The 17,967-nt window shown below is 60.0% G+C and carries 18 protein-coding genes; 10 read left to right on the top strand and 8 right to left on the bottom strand.

What is annotated here, in order from left to right; all coding sequences use genetic code 11:
* The first annotated feature begins 322 nt into the window (after window positions 1-322).
* From ACN0SY_RS13025 to ACN0SY_RS13015, 3 genes are all read left to right on the top strand, one after another.
* A complete protein-coding gene (locus ACN0SY_RS13025) occupies window positions 323-1,153 on the top strand; it encodes a DUF3108 domain-containing protein (protein ID WP_417687680.1) in 831 nt (276 codons plus the stop codon).
* A gap of 175 nt (window positions 1,154-1,328) precedes the next feature.
* Entirely contained in the window at window positions 1,329-2,285 is a 957-nt protein-coding gene (locus tag ACN0SY_RS13020) for an acetyl-CoA carboxylase carboxyltransferase subunit alpha (protein WP_417687678.1), read from the top strand.
* Between the two features lie 293 nt (window positions 2,286-2,578).
* Window positions 2,579-3,775 carry a L,D-transpeptidase family protein gene (locus ACN0SY_RS13015; protein ID WP_417687676.1) on the top strand — a complete coding sequence of 399 codons (1,197 nt, stop codon included), beginning with the start codon at window positions 2,579-2,581 and terminating at the stop codon, window positions 3,773-3,775.
* Window positions 3,776-3,811: 36 nt separating this feature from the next.
* On the opposite strand, the gene ACN0SY_RS13010 is transcribed toward ACN0SY_RS13015, so the two are convergent.
* The 3 genes from ACN0SY_RS13010 to ispG are packed head-to-tail and all read right to left on the bottom strand — an operon-like array spanning window position 3,812 to window position 6,722.
* Window positions 3,812-4,549, bottom strand: a complete 738-nt coding sequence (locus ACN0SY_RS13010; RefSeq protein ID WP_417687674.1) for a DUF429 domain-containing protein — start codon at window positions 4,547-4,549, stop codon at window positions 3,812-3,814.
* On the bottom strand, window positions 4,542-5,435 hold the full coding sequence (pdxY, locus tag ACN0SY_RS13005; RefSeq protein WP_417687672.1) for a pyridoxal kinase: 894 nt from the start codon (window positions 5,433-5,435) through the stop codon (window positions 4,542-4,544). Before pdxY ends, ACN0SY_RS13010 begins: the two co-directional genes overlap by 8 nt.
* A gap of 21 nt (window positions 5,436-5,456) precedes the next feature.
* Window positions 5,457-6,722 carry a flavodoxin-dependent (E)-4-hydroxy-3-methylbut-2-enyl-diphosphate synthase gene (gene ispG / locus ACN0SY_RS13000; RefSeq protein ID WP_417687670.1) on the bottom strand — a complete coding sequence of 422 codons (1,266 nt, stop codon included), beginning with the start codon at window positions 6,720-6,722 and terminating at the stop codon, window positions 5,457-5,459.
* Window positions 6,723-6,864: 142 nt separating this feature from the next.
* Here ispG and ACN0SY_RS12995 point away from each other — a divergent pair, with 142 nt between their 5' ends.
* From ACN0SY_RS12995 to ACN0SY_RS12975, 5 genes are all read left to right on the top strand, one after another.
* Entirely contained in the window at window positions 6,865-7,806 is a 942-nt protein-coding gene (locus ACN0SY_RS12995) for a hypothetical protein (protein ID WP_417687669.1), read from the top strand.
* Window positions 7,807-7,851: 45 nt separating this feature from the next.
* The gene (locus tag ACN0SY_RS12990; RefSeq protein ID WP_417687667.1) at window positions 7,852-8,739 is read left to right on the top strand and encodes a 4-hydroxy-3-methylbut-2-en-1-yl diphosphate synthase; all 888 of its coding nucleotides are present in this window, start codon (window positions 7,852-7,854) and stop codon (window positions 8,737-8,739) included.
* 85 nt (window positions 8,740-8,824) lie between these two features.
* Window positions 8,825-9,709 carry a hypothetical protein gene (locus ACN0SY_RS12985; RefSeq protein ID WP_417687665.1) on the top strand — a complete coding sequence of 295 codons (885 nt, stop codon included), beginning with the start codon at window positions 8,825-8,827 and terminating at the stop codon, window positions 9,707-9,709.
* 130 nt (window positions 9,710-9,839) lie between these two features.
* Window positions 9,840-10,622, top strand: coding sequence for a 3-hydroxybutyrate dehydrogenase (locus tag ACN0SY_RS12980; protein ID WP_417687663.1), 783 nt, complete (start codon window positions 9,840-9,842; stop codon window positions 10,620-10,622).
* A gap of 36 nt (window positions 10,623-10,658) precedes the next feature.
* Window positions 10,659-11,669, top strand: coding sequence for a patatin-like phospholipase family protein (locus ACN0SY_RS12975; RefSeq protein ID WP_417687661.1), 1,011 nt, complete (start codon window positions 10,659-10,661; stop codon window positions 11,667-11,669).
* A 319-nt stretch (window positions 11,670-11,988) separates the two neighbouring features.
* Here ACN0SY_RS12975 and ACN0SY_RS12970 read toward each other — a convergent pair whose 3' ends face one another.
* Entirely contained in the window at window positions 11,989-12,423 is a 435-nt protein-coding gene (locus ACN0SY_RS12970; RefSeq protein ID WP_417687659.1) for a L,D-transpeptidase, read from the bottom strand.
* A gap of 208 nt (window positions 12,424-12,631) precedes the next feature.
* Here ACN0SY_RS12970 and ACN0SY_RS12965 point away from each other — a divergent pair, with 208 nt between their 5' ends.
* On the top strand, window positions 12,632-13,468 hold the full coding sequence (locus ACN0SY_RS12965; RefSeq protein ID WP_417687657.1) for a pentapeptide repeat-containing protein: 837 nt from the start codon (window positions 12,632-12,634) through the stop codon (window positions 13,466-13,468).
* Window positions 13,469-13,490: 22 nt separating this feature from the next.
* Here the strand turns inward: ACN0SY_RS12965 and queF are convergent, their stop codons facing one another.
* From queF to queC, 4 genes are read right to left on the bottom strand one after another with little or no spacing between them, the layout of a single operon-like run.
* Window positions 13,491-13,958, bottom strand: coding sequence for a preQ(1) synthase (queF, locus tag ACN0SY_RS12960; protein ID WP_417687655.1), 468 nt, complete (start codon window positions 13,956-13,958; stop codon window positions 13,491-13,493).
* A gap of 2 nt (window positions 13,959-13,960) precedes the next feature.
* Window positions 13,961-14,716: a 7-carboxy-7-deazaguanine synthase QueE gene (gene queE / locus ACN0SY_RS12955; RefSeq protein ID WP_417687653.1), complete on the bottom strand. Its 756-nt coding sequence runs from the start codon at window positions 14,714-14,716 to the stop codon at window positions 13,961-13,963.
* Complete coding sequence (queD, locus tag ACN0SY_RS12950; RefSeq protein ID WP_417687651.1) at window positions 14,713-15,069, bottom strand: 6-carboxytetrahydropterin synthase QueD; 357 nt, start codon at window positions 15,067-15,069, stop codon at window positions 14,713-14,715. Before queD ends, queE begins: the two co-directional genes overlap by 4 nt.
* The gene (gene queC, locus ACN0SY_RS12945; protein WP_417687649.1) at window positions 15,062-15,808 is read right to left on the bottom strand and encodes a 7-cyano-7-deazaguanine synthase QueC; all 747 of its coding nucleotides are present in this window, start codon (window positions 15,806-15,808) and stop codon (window positions 15,062-15,064) included. The genes queD and queC overlap by 8 nt, the downstream gene beginning before the upstream one ends.
* Window positions 15,809-16,316: 508 nt before the next feature.
* On the opposite strand from queC, the gene ACN0SY_RS12940 reads away from it, so the two are divergent.
* Window positions 16,317-17,960 carry an acyl-CoA synthetase gene (locus ACN0SY_RS12940; RefSeq protein ID WP_417687647.1) on the top strand — a complete coding sequence of 548 codons (1,644 nt, stop codon included), beginning with the start codon at window positions 16,317-16,319 and terminating at the stop codon, window positions 17,958-17,960.
* Window positions 17,961-17,967 lie beyond the last annotated feature (7 nt).

The following is a 17,967-nucleotide window of genomic DNA, read 5'->3' as shown; positions in this document are numbered from 1 at the left end:
ATGCGGGCTCGGCAGTTGCAACCGGAAGGGAGCGGACCTGGGCCCGACTACGGCATCTCCGGCTTTTGTACGGAAAAAGTTGGCCTGCTATACTGACCGAGCGCGCCATCGTCAAGGCTTCAAAACGCACGGAATGCGATTCAGTGTGTTTGCTGCACGCCCATATGCTACGTTAACCGCTGAGTTACCATAAGTCGAAGACAATTGCGGCAGCTCGGCAAGTGATTTGCGTAGCAGATTCTCTCGTTGGGCAGGTAGCCGGTTTCCGGCAGCGCGGGGGCGCAGCATCGTCATCAGATCCGGTGACGCGGAGGTTTTAAACGTGTCTGGTTCAAAGAAGTTTCTGCAGTTCCTGATCCTGCCGTTCCTGGCTGGCCTCGTCGCAGCACAACCGGCCGAGGCAAAGAAAAGCAGCATTGGCGGCCTGTATAACATTTCTGTCGCCGGCTTCACGGTCGGGCGCGGCAGCCTGTCACTCATCCTGCAGGGCAACGCCTATTCTGCAAAGGTCGGCCTTGAGCCCGCGGGCATCGGTACGCTTCTGACAACCGGTAAAGGCGGCGCCGAGGCCTCTGGATGGCTGGTCGGTTCGAAAGTCGTACCCTCCAACTACCAGATGGCGTCACATGCCGCCAATCGTGACTTCTTCGTCGCGCTCAAGCAGGGATCGGGGCACATCCGGAACATGGAAGTGACCCCCCAGTTCAAGCCGAACAAGGAACGCATCCAGGTTACCGGCAAGCATCGCCAGAACGCCATGGACCCCTTGAGCGCTGCCCTCATGCCGGTTCGCTCGGCCTCGAACGCACTAGGACCCGAAGCCTGCAAGCGCAAGCTGCCGATTTTCGACGGCTGGACGCGCTTCGACGTCAAGCTGTCCTATGAGGGCACCCGGGAAGTCTCCGGACGTGGTTACGATGGCAAGGTTGTCGTTTGCAAGGCCAAGTGGGTTCCTGTTGCGGGCCATCGTCCCTCCAAGGACAGCGTCAAGTATATGGCGCAGGCGAATATGGAAACCTGGCTGGCCCCGATGGGGCGCGACGACGTTCTGATCCCCTATCGCATCTCGATCGACACCAAATCCGGGCGTCTTGTTGTTGAAGCCTCGAAGCTGAAAATCGACGGAAGCGGCAGCGACAGCGCGGCCCGTTAACCTTTAGCCGCATGGTTTCACTTGCGGCGCGGCTCTTGCGCCGCCACATTTCTCTTGCTAGAGCCCATGCAAACGGCAGGCGAGCCGCCGCGAAACCCTGCCCAGACCCAAATTCCGACCGGCCGCCTTCAATCGGGAATGCACCGGCTGCGGCCTGTTCCAGGTATACGAGTACATGCACAGCTATTTGGAATTCGAAAAACCCGTCGCTGACATCGAAGGCAAGATCCAGGAACTGCGCGCACTTGCGGCAGATGGTGAAGCGGTCAATGTCGAGGACGAGATCCAGCGCCTTCAGGTGAAGTCCTCGCAGACCCTGAAGGATCTGTATTCCAAGCTGACGCCGTGGCAGAAGACCATGGTGGCGCGTCACCCGGACCGCCCTCATGCAGCTGACTATATCGCTGGCCTGATCGAGGACTTCACACCCCTGGCAGGCGACCGCAAGTTTGCCGAAGACCACGCTCTGATCGCCGGCCTGGGCCGTTTCCGCGGTCAGTCCGTCGCCGTTCTTGCACAGGAAAAGGGATCGGACACCCAATCCCGCCTGAAGCACAATTTCGGCATGGCCCGTCCTGAAGGCTACCGCAAGGCGGTCCGCATCATGGAAATGGCCGAACGGTTCGAAATCCCGGTTATTTCTCTTGTCGACACGGCCGGCGCCTATCCGGGCGTTGGCGCTGAAGAGCGCGGCCAGGCCGAAGCCATCGCCCGCTCCACCGACATGGGCCTCGGCCTCGGCGCGCCAAGCATTTCTCTTGTGATCGGCGAAGGAGGCTCGGGCGGTGCGATCGCCATTGCCACGGCCAACAAGGTGCTGATGCTGGAGCACGCCATCTATTCTGTGATCTCGCCGGAAGGCGCAGCCTCCATTTTGTGGCGTGACAGCGCCCGCGCCCAGGATGCCGCCACCAACATGAAGATCACGGCCCAGGATCTCCTGCAGCTTGGTGTCATTGACGGCATTGTCGAAGAACCGGTTGGCGGTGCCCATCGCGCCCGCGAAACAGTGATCGACCGCGCAGGCAACTCGATCGAGGCCGCTCTGAAGGATCTGGAAGGCAAGAGCGCGGATGAGTTGCGCAAGCACCGCCGCGAAAAATTCCTGGCGATTGGTCGCACCCTTTCCTGATTCGATAACACTCCGATTTTCACAAAACTGTGTGCGGGGATGTCCACTGGGCATCCCCGTTTGCCGTTGTTTGGCCAGAATCCTCATTCAATGACGTTGGGAATTGATCAATCATGTGCAGGCTCCGGATCATTTCACTGCCCGGACGCACTACAGGTTGGTGGAATGTTGCTGATCGAAGTAACCTCACATCAACCATAAATGGCTACGACTTGAACACTCAGGGCCAGCTCCGCCCCATCCGGCGGACAAGGTTCGGGTTGTACGGATGAGCTTGAGTTTGGGACCTCGACATGGCCGCTTGGCGTTTCTCGCGACATAAACTGGGCAAGATCGGTGGAGTCATCCTGATGGCCGGCGTTCTTGTCGGTTGTCAGGCAGATGAACTCGGCTATGGCCCCAAGGCCCAGCGCCCCGTCTCGAGCGATATCAAGCGGCGAATGACCGATCTCAACATGAGCTCGACCTCCCCGATCCTGATCCGGATCTTCAAAGAGGAGAATACGCTCGAGGTCTGGAAGGAAAAGCGGAACGGCCGTTTTGCGCTGCTCGACGAATTCGAGATCTGCAAGTGGTCCGGTGAGCTTGGCCCGAAGTTCAAGGAAGGCGACCGTCAGGCACCTGAAGGCTTTTACGAAATCACGCCTGGGCTGATGAACCCGAACTCGAACTACCACCTGGCGTTCAACCTCGGCTACCCGAATTCCTACGACCGCTCCCACGGACGCACCGGGTCTCACCTGATGGTCCATGGCGCCTGCTCCTCGCGCGGTTGCTATGCCATGACCGATCAGCAGGTTCAGGATATCTACGCCCTCGCCCGCGACAGCTTCAAGGGTGGCCAACGCTCGTTTCAGGTCCAGGCTTACCCCTTCAAGATGACTCCCGAGAACATGGCCAAGCATCGCAACAGCGAGCACATGGACTTCTGGCGCATGCTGAAGACCGGTTACGACCACTTCGAACTGACGCAGGTACCACCGAAGGTTTCCGTGTGCGAAAAGAAATATGTCTTTGACGCGACGCCGGTAATCGAAGGTGTTCCCTTCAAGGCATCTGCGAAATGCCCGGATTACCAGGTTTCTCCGCGCCTCCAGCAACTGGTCGCCAAGAAGCAGAGCCAGGATGAGGAAAAGTTCCAGCAGATCGTCGCCAAGCTCGACGCTCGTGAAGAGCGTCAGAAACGCTGGGAAGACACCCAGACGAAGGTCGCTTCCGCTCTCGGCAGCGGCGAAGAAGCCGTCGAAGCAGCCGCTCCCTCCGACGAGAGTGAAGTCGTGACTGCATCGACCGAAGCAGCGGCCGGTGCCATCGCGCCACGGCCCGGAACGACCGTCGAAACTGCATTCGCCCCGAAAAAGCCAGACACCGGCACGGCCGGGTCCTTCTTCAGCCGCTGGGTGCCCTTCGGGGCAAAGGCCGCTGACGAAACACCCTCGCCGGAAGTCGGCGAGATCGCCACTGAGATTGTACCTGCCGCCAAGCCCTGATCGGCGGGCGATCCTTGACCAGACTTCAACACCAAATCAGGCCCAGATCGCCATCCTGAGGCCCTTGCCGTCACGCGTGTAGTCTTGCGGAAATGCCTCCGCCTTGCCTTGGAGAATTCGCTCGGCGATGAGGCAATTGGCAGCCGCATCCAGAAAGTCGTCCCGTCCTGCTCCCCTTGGCAGCGACTGGTTCAGGAACGCAGCGTCCAGACCGCAGGCAGTCAGCAGGTCCCCGCGCTGATCCAGCCCCGGACCGTTCGCGCGGCTTTTCACCTTCTTCGGCAGGCTCATATGCGCCTCGCCGTTCAGCCTCCAGAACGCCAGCTCCGGGTGCACCTCATAGACACGATCCTCCAGATCCGGCGTCATCAGGGCATCGATCTCACGAATCTTCGGGAACAGGTAGTAGCACTGCTTGGAGACCTTCCTGGGCGGATCGGACGTCTCCTGCGCCACGCGGCAGGACTCGCGGTAATCTTCTTCATAAACGGCAGCGCGTGAAGGAACCGCGAAGACTGACGACTGGCGTTGACCCAGATGCTTTCGTGCTGCCTTTTCCGCGCCACGGCCATCGCGGCCGATCCGGTCAGGGAGCCCGATCGGCATATCGACGGCAATGATGTCGAACCGGGGCGTGTGAGCCAGGATATCGGCAAACCGGCTGAAGACGGATACCGCGGTGGATTGCGGACTGCCGATCGGCTTGGATACGACAACCCACCCGGCCCTGCAGCCGTCGACACCGGCGACCCGCTTTGCGCAGCCGTCAGCCACGCCCGACTGTTTCCAGCACCCTGCGGCTGGAAACCAGCGACATCGGGCGTCCAAGCGCGACCTGTTCCTCGGCAAAGAGCAGCTCATCGGCGCCCTTCTTGACGCTGCGGGCAACCATCTCGAAGGTCGACCCGGCAGCCCGCACCAGCGCATCCTCGTCGGACATTCCATCCAGAAGACGGGCGAGGAACAGGCCTGCCATCAGGTCTCCCGTTCCGTGCGGCGGGTTCTGCACGGCAGCGTGCTCGGCGGCTATCGCCCGTTTCGGGGTAACTAGAAGATTGGCTATCGAATTGCGGCGCAGAGCCGGGGACGACGTCACCAGAACCCGCTCCGCACCAAGCGAGCGCGCCGCAGACAGTGCCTTGAGCTCGGTGCTCACGTCACGGCCAGTCAACCAGCCAAGTTCGAAACCATTCGGAGTGACCACATCGGCAAGCGGAACGAGAACATCACGGATCGCTTCGGCCGTCGACTTCGGCACATAGAGCCCGCTGCGGTCGCTGTCGAGATGGTCACCCATCACCGGATCGCAGACATAAAGTGTTTCCGGAGACGCTTTCTTCACCGCCTTGATCAGGCGGGCGATGGGTTCCGCCTGTTCGGCGGCGCCAAGGTAGCCGGTAACGATGCCACCGATCTCCGACAACTTCGGCGAGCCGATCAGGTCATCGGCAATTGCCGAGAATTCGGCAGCCGGTGCCGTGATGCGCGTTCCCTTGCCATGACCCGGATGCCAGGGCAGCAGGACCGTCGGCAGGAACCAGACAGGGAAGCCGAGGCGCTCCAGGGTGAAGACCAGTCCGCGGCCACTGATGCCGCCGCGCACGACCTGGGAAGTGATCACCAGAATGGCCGGCTTCGCGGCATCTTCTTGACCAGGCATCGGAGTCATCAGACGTCTTTCTCAGGTGATGTCGGCAGAACCCGACTGGGCGGAGCCTTGTCCATAGCGGTTTTCGATATAATCGAGGACCATCTTCTTGAACTCGTCGGCTATTCCCTCACCGCGCAGGGTTGTCACCTTCTCGCCGTCAACAAAGACGGGCGCAGCGGGCGTTTCACCCGTACCCGGAAGAGAAATGCCGATGTCCGCGTGCTTGGATTCACCCGGACCATTCACAATGCAGCCCATGACCGCCACGTTGAGGCTTTCGACACCTGGATATTGCTCGCGCCAGACCGGCATGGAAACCCGGATATGGTCCTGGATATCGCTGGCAAGTTCCTGGAAGACGGTAGACGTCGTACGTCCGCAGCCCGGACATGCCGCAACCACCGGCACGAAGGCGCGAAAGCCCATGACCTGAAGCAGTTCCTGCGCCACTTGAACCTCGCGCGTCCGGTCACCTCCCGGTTCCGGGGTCAGAGAAACGCGGATCGTGTCGCCGATACCCTGCTGCAGCAGGATGCCCATTGAGGCCGCCGAGGACACGATGCCCTTGGTGCCCATGCCCGCTTCGGTCAGACCGAGATGAAGCGCATAATCGCAGCGCCGCGCCAGGTCCGCATAAACCGCGATCAGATCCTGCACCTGGCTGACCTTTGCCGACAGGATGATCTTGTCGCGGCCCATGCCCAGTGCCTCGGCGCGCTCGGCCGACAGAAGCCCCGACTGGATGATGGCCTCGCGCATGACGGCAGCCGCCGAGACCGGGTTGGCGCTGGCGGAGTTCTCATCCATCAGCTTGGTCAGAAGTTCCTGGTCCAGCGAACCCCAATTGACGCCGATGCGCACGGCCTTGTCGTGCTTCATGGCAAGTTCGATGATCTGAGAGAACTGGGTGTCGCGCTTGGCCTTGAAGCCGACATTGCCCGGATTGATCCGGTATTTGTCGAGCGCAGCCGCGCAATCGGGATAGTCAGTCAGAAGCTTGTGGCCGATGTAATGGAAATCGCCGACCAGGGGCACGTCGATACCGATGCGCAAAAGCCGTTCCTTGATGCGGGGCACCTGCGCCGCTGCCTCCGGCCGGTCGACCGTGATGCGCACGATCTCGGAGCCCGCGCGGGCAAGGGCCGCCACCTGTGCGACGGTTGCATCTGCATCGGCAGTATCGGTGTTGGTCATCGACTGCACGACAATGGGTGCGTCACCGCCAACCGTTACATTGCCAACCTTCACCGGAACGGATTTGCGGCGGGGCATCTGCTTCGCGAAGTTGTCGATCATGGGGCTTTGTCGTCTCGCTGCCGTTCTGGACCAAGTAGGGGCCGCTTCATGCGCCTGCAAGTATTACCGCCTGATTAGTGTGCCTTTGTGAAAAGGGCAATGGCACGCGCCCTGATCGGCCGAACATTCGGACGGCTGCGCCGTGGACAACACAGCCATTGCGGGTATCGGCACCCTGCATGCACTTGACGCATATGTCGTTCCCGGCTCTGCTGATCGTAATTTTTGCCAAGTCCGCAAGCCGACTACGGAGCATCACTTGTTCAAACGCATCTTCGTCGACGCTTTCTCCCTAGTGTTCTGGAATCGACATCAAGCCCTGAGAGTTGTCGGCGCTTGGTTCACAGTCGAGTTAACGCTGACATTGATTCTAACCTTTGCTAGCGACGGCAGGACCGAACAACTGTGGAACTGGTCGGTTGAAGGCAGTGATAGCACGCTTCAAACACAGGTTTTCGAAGGATTAATTTGGGTTCTAGCGCTCGTGTCATCTGCATCTATTGCGGTGGCGTGGAACAGATTTGCGTTTCTTGGCGAAGAAATCCCTGCAATCCACCTTCGTTTCAGAAAGCTCGAGCTGAAGTACTTAATAGTATCAAACCTAATTTTCGCGTTATCCATTGCGGCTCCAGCGGCCATCTACGCACTAAACACTTTAACGAAGGCGACAACTGCGCTTCCTCTCATAGCCATGGGACTACTATCGGTAGCTGCCATGGCCTCATTGACTGTCACCATTCCATTTGCGTTGAGACTGGGATTGATGCTGCCCGGACTTTCGATTGGTCACAATACCGGAGTCTCGCAGGCAAACAGGCTGGGGCAAGGTCTTGCATGGCCTATCTTCTTAGCGTGCATTTGCATGCTTCTGCCCTTCACGATCATTGAATTGATCCTGGACTTCTTAATCGGCTTTTTCGACGGGTTCCTGCCTCCGATATTGCAAATCAGCGCATACGCACTGTCATTAGCATTTAATTTCGCGTCAACTGTTCTTCTGGCCTCAGTCTTCGCTGCGGGTTACCGGCTCGCAATGGAAATTGCCGACGCAGAAACGGGGCACGTGCCTTCAAACTCAGATTAAGGTTATTACCTTCAATCAATTGAGTGCAAACATGGGAGGTGCCTCTTGTTTTTCACATTGCTGGAACGCGCCGTAGCCTTGGCACTGGCCAACAAGAGCACCCTGTTCAGAACCGGATGGGCCTATATCCTTTTCCTCGCGGCAATCAATCTAGCGATTGGATCCACCCTCGTCGGGGGAAACGGCTTCTCGACCGTGTCCTACATGACAGAACCGGTCGCAACGCCGGACGAGGGTGGCTTGAGGCTGCTCGCTGTCCTTGCCAACTTGTTGGTCGGCTTTTCCATCGCCATTGCCTACGCCCGCCGGATCCTGATCGACGCTCGCGACTTTCCGCTCGTGCTCTCGAGACGCACGTTCAGGGTCATCTACAAATCCATCCTGCTCTTCATCATCGGCATTCTGGCGCTCATCCCGCTGTTTTTCATAGCGGGCATCATCGGAATGTTCACCGGCGGCCTCGGTCTCGTACTTCTGTTCGCAGCACCCTTCATATCGCTGATGGTCGTGCAGAAATTCTCCGTCATCCTGCCGGCAACTGCGGTCGATGACCCCCTGACGCTGCGCGAAAGCTGGCGCGCGACCAGCGGCCTCGGCTGGCCAATGGCCTTTTCCGCACTTGTCATGAGCCTCCTGACCGCCTGCCTGATCGGCATCTGGTACCTGCTTCTTCTCGGCGCGGGCTCCCTGACCTTAGGCGAACCGGCGCTTGAACAGATCCGTTCTGCCCTGTTCCCGATGGGTGCGATGCTACTCAGCGTCTGGGGCTTTGCCAGCCTGCACGCCACCTTCTACGGCCTTATCCGCGAGCGCTTCGCCGCAAGGCTTGGGCTGAGCCGAGACGTTTATAGCCGTGCCGACCGTAGCCGTGAGGCTGCCCGGACCAAGGCTAGACAGGCGATCGCGGGCGCCAACCGCATCAACCGAACGTAAAGCATCAATGACGCGGCGGTAGCGAATCCCTTACCTTGCAGACATTATGATTGCCTGCAGATTTGAAGGTATTTTCGAGGGTGGGATGATTTCTTCTCTACTGGACCGGACCCTGGCACTGACATTCCTGAACCTCGGCACCCTGCTCCGTGTCGGCTGGCCGTTCCTTGCCGCTCTTGTGGCACTGGATCTCTATATTGGCGTCAAGCTCTTCGACACCCGTGATTTCATGACCCTGAGCTATCTTTCCGGAGCGCCTGCTCCGTCCATCGATGAGGACGGACTCGTTCTGCTCGCGATCTTCGCCAATGTCTCAAGCGGCTTCATCATCGCTACGGCCTACCTGCGGACGCTGCTTGCCGGTGCTCCGGTCTTCTCGCTCAACCTTCTGATTGGCAGTCTCGCCGTCTTCATGAAGTTCGTCACTCTTGGCTTCATCGGCCTGATTGCCGCGGGCATCGGCACCGCGGTCACCTTCATATTGTTCAGTATTCTGCTCAATCTTATGCCTGACGCGATGATCGGCAACGACATGGATGCCTTCGGCTACAGCCTCGGCCTTACTATATTTGTCGGGTCGGCCTTCCTGACGCTCCTTCTCGCGCAGCGCTTCGCACTCGTGCTGCCCGCGGCCGCCATCGGCGACCCGCTGACCTACCGGGAGTCCTGGCACGCAACCAGAGGCCTTGGCGCGAGTTTCAGCATGACGGGCCTGCTCATGTGCCTGATCGCAGTTGTCTTTCTCGCCATATTGGGCGGGCTGATCTACGGCATCGTCTCCTTCGAAATCTCGCAGCTTTCAAAGCAACTCCTCGTCGTCACGCTGGCGCCCCTCGGGACGCTCGTCATCATCGTCTGGATCTTCGCCAGCCTGCATGCAGCCCAATATCATTTCGTCCGCGAGAACTATGCAGCGCGCCTTGAATTTGGGCACGACGAGCGCGAGCTGGATGAGCTCGCAAACGGCTGACTGACCGAATCCCCCTAAGCACATTTCAAAGCCGAACAACGGATTTTGACGCATTGCCGCGAATGCCTTGTTGCAGTGCAGCCAAACATCGTGAAAAGTCTGCCAACGATATTTCTCGGGAGGCATCGAAATGCTGAAGAACAAAACCGCCGTCGTTACCGGCTCCACCTCGGGCATCGGACTGGCATGCGCGCGCGCTCTTGCAGAGCAGGGTGCAAACGTCGTCATCAATGGCCTCGGCAATGCCGATGAGATCGAGGCGACACGCTCTGCCATCGAAAAGGACTTCGGCGTCCGCTGCATCTACTCGGCGGCAAACATGCTGAAGCCGGAAGAAATCGCCAAGATGGTCGAGAGCGCGGAGAACGAACTCGGCTCGGTCGACGTCTTGGTCAACAACGCCGGCATCCAGCATGTTTCCCCGGTCGACGAGTTCCCGATCGACAAGTGGGACGCCATCATCGCCATCAACCTGTCCTCCGCCTTCCACTCCATCCGGGCCGCTCTGCCCGGCATGAAGAAGCGCGGCTGGGGCCGGATCATCAACACCGCCTCGGCGCACGCACTCGTCGCCTCGCCCTACAAGTCCGCATATGTCGCAGCCAAGCACGGCATCGCCGGCCTGACCAAGACCGTGGCACTGGAAGTCGCAGAGCAGGGCATCACCGTAAACGCCATCTGCCCGGCTTATGTCTGGACGCCTCTGGTGGAAAAGCAGATCCCGGACACGGCGAAGGCCCGCGGCATCACCGAGGAGGAAGTCATCCGCGATGTCCTCCTGAAGGCACAGCCGACCAAGAAATTCGTGACCGTCGAACAGGTTGCCGGTTTTGCCGTGTTCCTGTGCACCGACCATGCCTCCTCGATCACCGGATCCGTTCTGCCGATCGACGCCGGCTGGACCGCCCAGTAAAACTGCCCTCCCCCTTTTTCAAAGTCAGGACAATGCATGACCGCCAAACGCATCAACCTGGCTCTTCAAGGGGGAGGCGCTCATGGCGCCTTCACTTGGGGTGTTCTTGACTATTTCCTGGAAGACAACCGCTTTGTCATCGATGGCCTGACGGGCACATCGGCGGGCGCGATGAATGCAGTCGTACTCGCCAGCGGTTTTCAGGAGAATGGTGTCGACGGAGCCCGGGAAAAACTGGAGGAGTTCTGGCGGCAAGTCAGCCAGCATGCCTTCCTCAGCCCGATCAAGCGCTCACCCATCGACATTGCGCTCGGCCATTGGAGCCTGGACTTCTCGCCCAGTTTCCTCGCCTTCGAGCTGTTGTCGCGGTTCTCCTCGCCCTACGAGTTCAATCCGCTCAACATCAATCCCTTGCGCGACGTGGTCGAGAGCATCGTCGATTTCGATCGCGTACACCGATGTTCCAAACTGAAGCTGTTCGTTGCCGCGACCAATGTCTTCACCGGCAAGATCCGCGTCTTCAGCGAGAAGGACGTGACCCTCGATGCGGTCATGGCATCCGCCTGTCTGCCCCATCTGTTCCAGGCGGTCGAGATCGACGGCGAGCCATATTGGGACGGCGGCTACATGGGCAATCCTCCCATCTATCCGTTGTTCTACAACACCGGCACTCCGGATGTCGTGCTTATCCAGATCAACCCGATCGAACGGCGCGAGACCCCGAAGACCGCCCGGGAGATCCTCAACCGGCTGAACGAGATAACCTTCAACTCCACACTCCTGCGGGAACTCCGCGCCGTGGATTTCGTCAGCAGGCTCATCGAGGACGGCAAGCTGTCCCAGGATGAATACATGAAGGTCTTCATTCACCGGGTCACGACGGATGAGCTAAAGCCCTTGCAGGCCTCGTCCAAGGTCAACGCGGAATGGGCATTCCTCAAGGAATTGAAGGCAATGGGGCGGCGCGCTGCTGAAACATGGATCGACAGCCATTTCGATGACATCGGCAAGCGGTCCACCGTCGACCTGCGCGGTGAATTCGGCTGACCCGTCCGGATTGCCCCTTCGCCGTTAAACGGCGTTAACCCCAGTTTCGCAGGCCGCCTTGCAATTTGCATCGCATGCAGGGTTATCAGAACCTGAACAAATTCAACATCTTGGATTTGCCTCTTCAACCTGATCTAGATCTGGTGGCGAGGCGCGCAAAATAAAACTGGCAAGCCTTTTGCGAAGAGTATGGCACGCTGATTGTCAGGTTGTGCGTCGTCAGCGACATTGGATGGAAGAAACGGGCAACTGCGACCCCGCCTGTTTCTTCCCTCCAACCTTCTCCCTTCACATGTTCGGTCTGATCACACGCCTTTCGTCAGCGCGTGATGACGATCTTCGTGTTGGCTTTGCCGTTGTCCGAGATCAGCGAGAACAGCCGCTTGGCATTGTCAGGATGCAGACGGATGCAGCCGTGGGAAGCAGGCCGGCCGAGCGACTTGATTGCCGTCGTGCCGTGGATCGCGTAGCCATGATAGAAAAAGACCGAATGGGGCATCGGCGCATTGTCATACTTGCGCGAGAAATATCGCTCGTGCATGCGCCCCGGCTTGAAGCTTCCCACGGGCGTCCGGTAACCGGCTCGCGCGGTCGACACCGGCCAGGAATGGCGCGGGAAGCCGTTGACGTACACCCGCATCACCTGTTCCGAAAGATCAATCTTGGCAAGAATTGTCGCAGCGTCGGCCGGTGAGGAAAACGCCATAAGCACACTGAAAAACCCGCTGCTGAGCAGCGCCGTCAAATATTTCATTCCAAGCCCCCGTTTGGATGCGAAACCCGCCGGAGCTTCCCGGCAGATCCCGCTTTAATGCCGACAGCGTAACATGGGAAAAATGATCATGTCATCGCTGCTGACCGATCTGACCGGTTGCGGTTATTTCAGTATTTTGCGCTATGGTACCTTCATGAGAGACGTTCGAACACCTAAGTAAGGTTTGTAACTCGCCGGGGATTGTTCCATGCAGTCGATGCTTCGCCGTTTGCCCAACGCTCGGAAGATTTGTCGCACGATCGGCATTTCTTTGCTCGCCGGTGGTCTTTTTGCCCAACCGGCCTTCTCGCAAAGTCTGGAGGACATTATCGCGAAGGGCGGCTGCCCCGATTGCGATCTGCGCCTGCGCGAATTGCGTGGCCTGAAGCTCGAAAATGCCGATTTTTCCGAAGCCATCCTTCGCGAGACCGATCTGAAGGAAGCTGAGCTCGCCAACTCCAACTTTCGCGAAGCCGACCTGCGTCGTACCGAACTGGAACGGGCAATACTCTCGGGGAGCGATTTCACGGAAGCTTCCATGCGCGGTGTCGACATGGAAAAAGCCGATCTGGCCCGTTCCCGGCTAAAGGAAGCGGACCTTCGCAATGCGGATCTCAACGAGACGAACCTTGCCGGAAGCGACCTGTCCGGAGCCGACCTGCGTCAGGCAAGCCTGATCCGATCCGATGTCAGCGGAGCGTTGTTCCGCGATGCAAAGATGGAGAACGTCGACTTCGAGCGATCCATCATGGTCGGCGCAGACTTCTCGAACGCCCGGCTGAAGAACGCGGATCTGGACCGTGCTTCGGCCCAGGGAGCAAATTTCGACGGCGCAGACCTATCCGGCGTGCGTCTTTCGAGCGCTAACCTGACGGGAGCAAGCCTGCGCGACACCAAGCTGGGCGATGCTTTGCTACGTCACACAAAACTGGCCGGAGCCGATTTGACCGGCGCGAGCGGCCTATCGCCGGACCGGATCATCGGTGCATGCGGCGACGAAAAGACGAAACTGCCCTACGGCATAACGCTTGAGCCCTGCACGTAACCACAGGGCTCGAGCCGCTCCATCACCCCCGCCCGCGATAGGGCGGGACACCCTGTTCCGGGATCCAAACGTCGGCGGGCTGGGGTCCGGTCTGGTAAAAGACATCGATGGGAATGCCGCCGCGAGGATACCAGTAGCCACCGATGCGCAACCACTTGGGCTCCAGAAGATCGGCGATGCGCTTGCCGATGGAGACCGTACAGTCCTCGTGGAAGGCGCCGTGATTGCGGAACGATCCGAGGAACAGCTTCAGCGACTTGCTTTCAACTAGCCACTTGTCCGGAACGTAGTCGATCATCAGATGCGCGAAGTCCGGAGCGCCGGTAATCGGGCAGAGCGACGTGAATTCCGGCGCGGTGAAACGCACAAGGTAGCCCGTACCCTCCTGAGGGTTTGGCACCTTCTCCAGAACCGCTTCTTCCGGCGTCTGCGGCAGGGCCGTCGAGCTGCCGAGCTGGGTCAGGTTTTCGTAGATGGACTTGTCGCTCATGATCAAACTCCGCGAAGGTTGCCCCAGATAAGGGTGTGAAGTTGCGGCAGGACGGTTGCCTCGAACCATTTGTCGTCGGCCACCTTGTCGATCAGCCAGCGCATGCGAGCCATGATGCCGTCCATGTCGATGCGGGCGTTTTCTTCCTCAGCCGGCGGCGGGGTGTGATTGCCCGGCTGCAGGAACAGCGGCAGATCAGAATGACGGTTTGCGACCTCGCGGGCAAAGGCGTAATCGCCGTCATCGAAGACAACGACCTTCATCACGATCTCGGTTGTCTTGCCGGCAGCCGATACGCAATCGGCCAATGCCTGCCAGTCGGTCTTCATGCCGCTTGACGGCGGCTTTGGGCTCAGCGTCAGCACCGAGAGTTTTGAAAACCAATCCTTGGCGATGCTGCCCTGGGTTTCCAGTGCGAAATCGTAGCCACTTTCGCGGCCGAGATCGATCAGGCCGCCGAGCGGCTGGATCGCCGGATTGCCGCCGGAGAGCGACACGGTCAGCGGGCGCCCGCCGGACAGGATTTCCACCTGCATCATGATCGCTTCCGGTGTCATCGGCGCCCAATCGTGGCGATAGGCGCTGTCGACCGCATGGAGCGTGTCGCACCAGGAACAGCGGTAGTCGCAGCCGCCGGTGCGCACGAAGACCGTCGGCTTGCCGATCAGCGCACCTTCGCCCTGGATCGTCGGCCCGAAGATCTCGGAAATGCGGATCGTTTCGCTGTCCAGCCGGACAGGGTTCATGGCAACGATCATGGCCGGTACTCGGCGCAGGTCTTCGGCGTCTCCTTGACGCGAACGGCGGAAACCTCCGGCCAGCGCGCCTTGCACCAGTCGAAGAAATGCTTGGCCATGCGCTCGGCGGTCACGCAGTCGTCGCCCAGCACGTCATTCAGGTGTCGATGATCCAGATGATCGTCGACATATGACTTGAAGGCGCCAAGCTCACGGTAGTCGCGGACGAAGCCAGTCGAATCCAGTGTGTCGGACTTCAGCTCCACCTCGACCACATAGTTATGGCCGTGCAGGCGGGCGCAGGGGTGATCCTCGGCGAGGCCGTGAAGCTGATGCGAGGCGGAGAAATGGAACTCCTTGAAGATCCTAAACATCGCAGGCCGCCTTCCAGAAGTCCGGATCCTCGTAAAGAGTTGGATCCTCGCCGCCCGCCAGATGGAACGCCTCGCGCCGTTCGACGCAGGTGCCGCAGCGCCCGCAGTGGTGCTCGCCGCCCTTGTAGCAGGACCAGGTCTGGGTGAAATCGATCCCGAGGCGGAGGCCTTCGGCGGCAATGTCGCCCTTGGTCTTGTGCACGAAGGGTGCGTAGAACCTGATCTCGCCCATGCCTTCCAGCGCATGGCGCTGCATCTCTTCGAAGGCCTGGACGAAGCCCGGACGGCAGTCCGGATAGATGAAGTGATCGCCGCCATGGACGGCGGCGGCCACCGCCTCGGCGCCCTTGGACGAGGCAATGCCGAAGGCGATCGCCATCATGATGGCGTTGCGGTTCGGCACGACCGTGATCCGCATGCTCTCCTCGGCATAGTGCCCGTCCGGCACATCGACATCGTCGGTGAGCGCGGACCCGGAGAGAAGACGGCCGACATTGGCAATGTCTATCAGCGTGTGTTCGGTGTTCAGAGCCTCGGCACAGGCCTTGGCGTAGGCCAGTTCCTTCTTGTGGCGCTGGCCATAGTCGAAGGAGATGAGGCCGATCAGCTCGTTTTCGCGCGCGACCTTATGCGCAAGCGTGACGGAATCCAGTCCGCCGGAGCAGATGACAAGTGTTTTCAAATCTGTTGACCCTTGTTTTCGCGTGAGCCGTTCAGGCGAACCTGAAACTGCTGCCACCGGGTAGGCTGCGACCGGTGCCCTGCCACCAAGGCAAGTGCGGGCCTTCTAGCAGGCCTGCGCGAAAAGGGAAGGGGAAACTGGCTTGAGGTAAACAGTGGAAGTGTTGTGAGGAGCACTCGCGGGAGGGTGCTTTTGGGGCTTGTGCCGCAACGGCATGGAACCGCTCTGACTCGGGGCACCGTCAGGGAATGGATCCCATGGTCAAGCCGTGGGACGACGGTATGAGGGGATGCGAGGCCTTAGCCCCAACTCAGTTGTCATCCTGGATGCAGGCGAAGCCGAAGATCCGGGATCCAGTAAACACGGAAATGGATTGGTAGGCCGGAGACGCTGCGGCGCACCGGATCCCTGCCTGCGCAGGGATGACAAGGAACGGAGGGCTCGACCCGGCGTCCACACGTCATCTCCGCACTCTCCACGATTCACCCTCCACGGAACGTTCTATTGCGCTGCAACAGCGGTGCGGCTAGGCTCCGGCACCTTTCAACGAGTGACGGGCCCCCGCATGATCGAGCCGGCCGGCGACTACCAGACGCTTCTTGCCAATTTCCGCTGGCAGATTCCTCAAGGTTACAACATCGCGGCAAGTGTTTCCGACCGTTGGGCCGCCGAGACGCCGGACCGTCTGGCCATTCGCCATGTTCGCGAGACCGGTGAAGCCGAGGACTGGACCCATCAGGCACTGAACCGCGCGGCCAACCGGTTTGCCAATGCGCTCGCCGCCAAGGGCCTCCAGCGCGGCGACCGCGTGGCCCTGCTCCTGCCCCAGGCGCCCCAGACGGCCATCGCCCATATCGCCATCTACAAGCTCGGTGCCATCGCCGTTCCGCTTGCCGCCCTGTTTGGGCTCGATGCGCTGAAATACCGCCTGAACAATTCCGGCGCCAAGGGACTGGTCACCGATACGGCCGGTCTGGAAAAGATCACGGCCATCCGCGACGAAATCCCCGGGCTTGCGCTTGTCGTCTCCATCGACGGACCCGAAAGCGGGATCGAGTGCTTTGGCACGCTTCAGGAGGCGAGTTCCGACAGGTTCGAAACTCTCGCGACCACGCCGGACGACCCGGCGATGATGATCTACACCTCCGGCACCACAGGTCAGCCGAAGGGTGTTCTGCACGGCCACCGGGTGCTGCTTGGCCATCTGCCCGGCATCCAGATGTCCCAGAATTTCATGCCTCAGCAGGGCGATCTGCTCTGGACCCCGTCAGACTGGGCCTGGGCGGGCGGATTGCTCAATGCGCTGTTCCCGGCCCTGCATTTCGGCGTCCCGGTCGTGTCGTTCGGCTTCCGCAAGTTCGATCCGGAACGGGCTTTCCGGCTGATGCAGGACGAGAATGTTCAGAACGCCTTCATTCCACCCACCGCGCTGAAGATGCTGCGATCCGTCGACAAGCCTGCCAGCCGCTTCGACCTTAAGCTGCGCAGCGTCGGTTCGGCCGGCGAGGCCTTGGGCCGGGAAACCTATGACTGGTTTGCCGATGAATTCGGCTTCCACGTCAACGAGTTCTACGGCCAGACCGAATGCAATGCGGTGCTCGGATCCTGCAAGAGCGCCGGTATTTCGCGCTCCGGCGCCATTGGCAAGCCGATCCCCGGCCACGAGGTCGCCATCATCGACGAGGACGGCAACGTTTTGCCGCCCGAAACCCTTGGCCAGATCGCGGTCAAGCAGCCGGATCCGGTCATGTTCCTGGAGTATTGGGACAAGCCGGCGGCAACGGAAGAGAAATTCATCGGCGACTGGATGATCACCGGCGACCAGGGCATCTGCGACGAGGACGGCTATGTCCATTTCGTCGGCCGGGACGACGATGTCATCACGTCAGCCAGCTACCGCATCGGACCGGGCGAGATCGAGGATTGCCTGCTCAAGCATCCGGCTGTTGCCCTCTCCGCGGCGATCGGCAAACCGGACCCGCTCCGGACCGAAATCGTCAAGGCTTACGTGGTTCTTAAAGACGGCGTCGAGGCGACCGACGCACTGGAAAGCGACATCCGCACATTCGTCCGCGAACGCCTGTCCGCCCACGAGTATCCGCGCGAGATCGAATTTCTTGCGGATCTGCCGATGACCACCACAGGCAAGGTCATCCGGCGCAAGCTGCGCGAAAAAGCCCGCACGGAATCCGACGAGCACCTCGGATAGCCGCGCC

Source organism: Roseibium sp. (genome assembly GCF_048261595.1).
Lineage (GTDB): Bacteria > Pseudomonadota > Alphaproteobacteria > Rhizobiales > Stappiaceae > Roseibium.
Note: the sequence above shows the minus strand (reverse complement) of the source record. Positions and strands in the feature narration are given on the sequence as shown.

Excerpts from the sequence above, each read along its gene's own strand:
- ACN0SY_RS12965 (WP_417687657.1), top strand. The coding sequence starts at position 12,632 with ATGCAGTCGATGCTTCGCCGTTTGCCCAACGCTCGGAAGATTTGTCGC.
- queE (WP_417687653.1), bottom strand. The coding sequence starts at position 14,716 with ATGATCGTTGCCATGAACCCTGTCCGGCTGGACAGCGAAACGATCCGC.
- ACN0SY_RS12970 (WP_417687659.1), bottom strand. The coding sequence starts at position 12,423 with ATGAAATATTTGACGGCGCTGCTCAGCAGCGGGTTTTTCAGTGTGCTT.
- ACN0SY_RS13020 (WP_417687678.1), top strand. The coding sequence starts at position 1,329 with ATGCACAGCTATTTGGAATTCGAAAAACCCGTCGCTGACATCGAAGGC.
- queD (WP_417687651.1), bottom strand. The coding sequence starts at position 15,069 with ATGTTTAGGATCTTCAAGGAGTTCCATTTCTCCGCCTCGCATCAGCTT.
- pdxY (WP_417687672.1), bottom strand. The coding sequence starts at position 5,435 with ATGCCTGGTCAAGAAGATGCCGCGAAGCCGGCCATTCTGGTGATCACT.
- ACN0SY_RS12985 (WP_417687665.1), top strand. The coding sequence starts at position 8,825 with ATGATTTCTTCTCTACTGGACCGGACCCTGGCACTGACATTCCTGAAC.
- queF (WP_417687655.1), bottom strand. The coding sequence starts at position 13,958 with ATGAGCGACAAGTCCATCTACGAAAACCTGACCCAGCTCGGCAGCTCG.
- ACN0SY_RS12940 (WP_417687647.1), top strand. The coding sequence starts at position 16,317 with ATGATCGAGCCGGCCGGCGACTACCAGACGCTTCTTGCCAATTTCCGC.
- ACN0SY_RS13015 (WP_417687676.1), top strand. The coding sequence starts at position 2,579 with ATGGCCGCTTGGCGTTTCTCGCGACATAAACTGGGCAAGATCGGTGGA.
- ispG (WP_417687670.1), bottom strand. The coding sequence starts at position 6,722 with ATGATCGACAACTTCGCGAAGCAGATGCCCCGCCGCAAATCCGTTCCG.
- ACN0SY_RS12980 (WP_417687663.1), top strand. The coding sequence starts at position 9,840 with ATGCTGAAGAACAAAACCGCCGTCGTTACCGGCTCCACCTCGGGCATC.
- ACN0SY_RS12975 (WP_417687661.1), top strand. The coding sequence starts at position 10,659 with ATGACCGCCAAACGCATCAACCTGGCTCTTCAAGGGGGAGGCGCTCAT.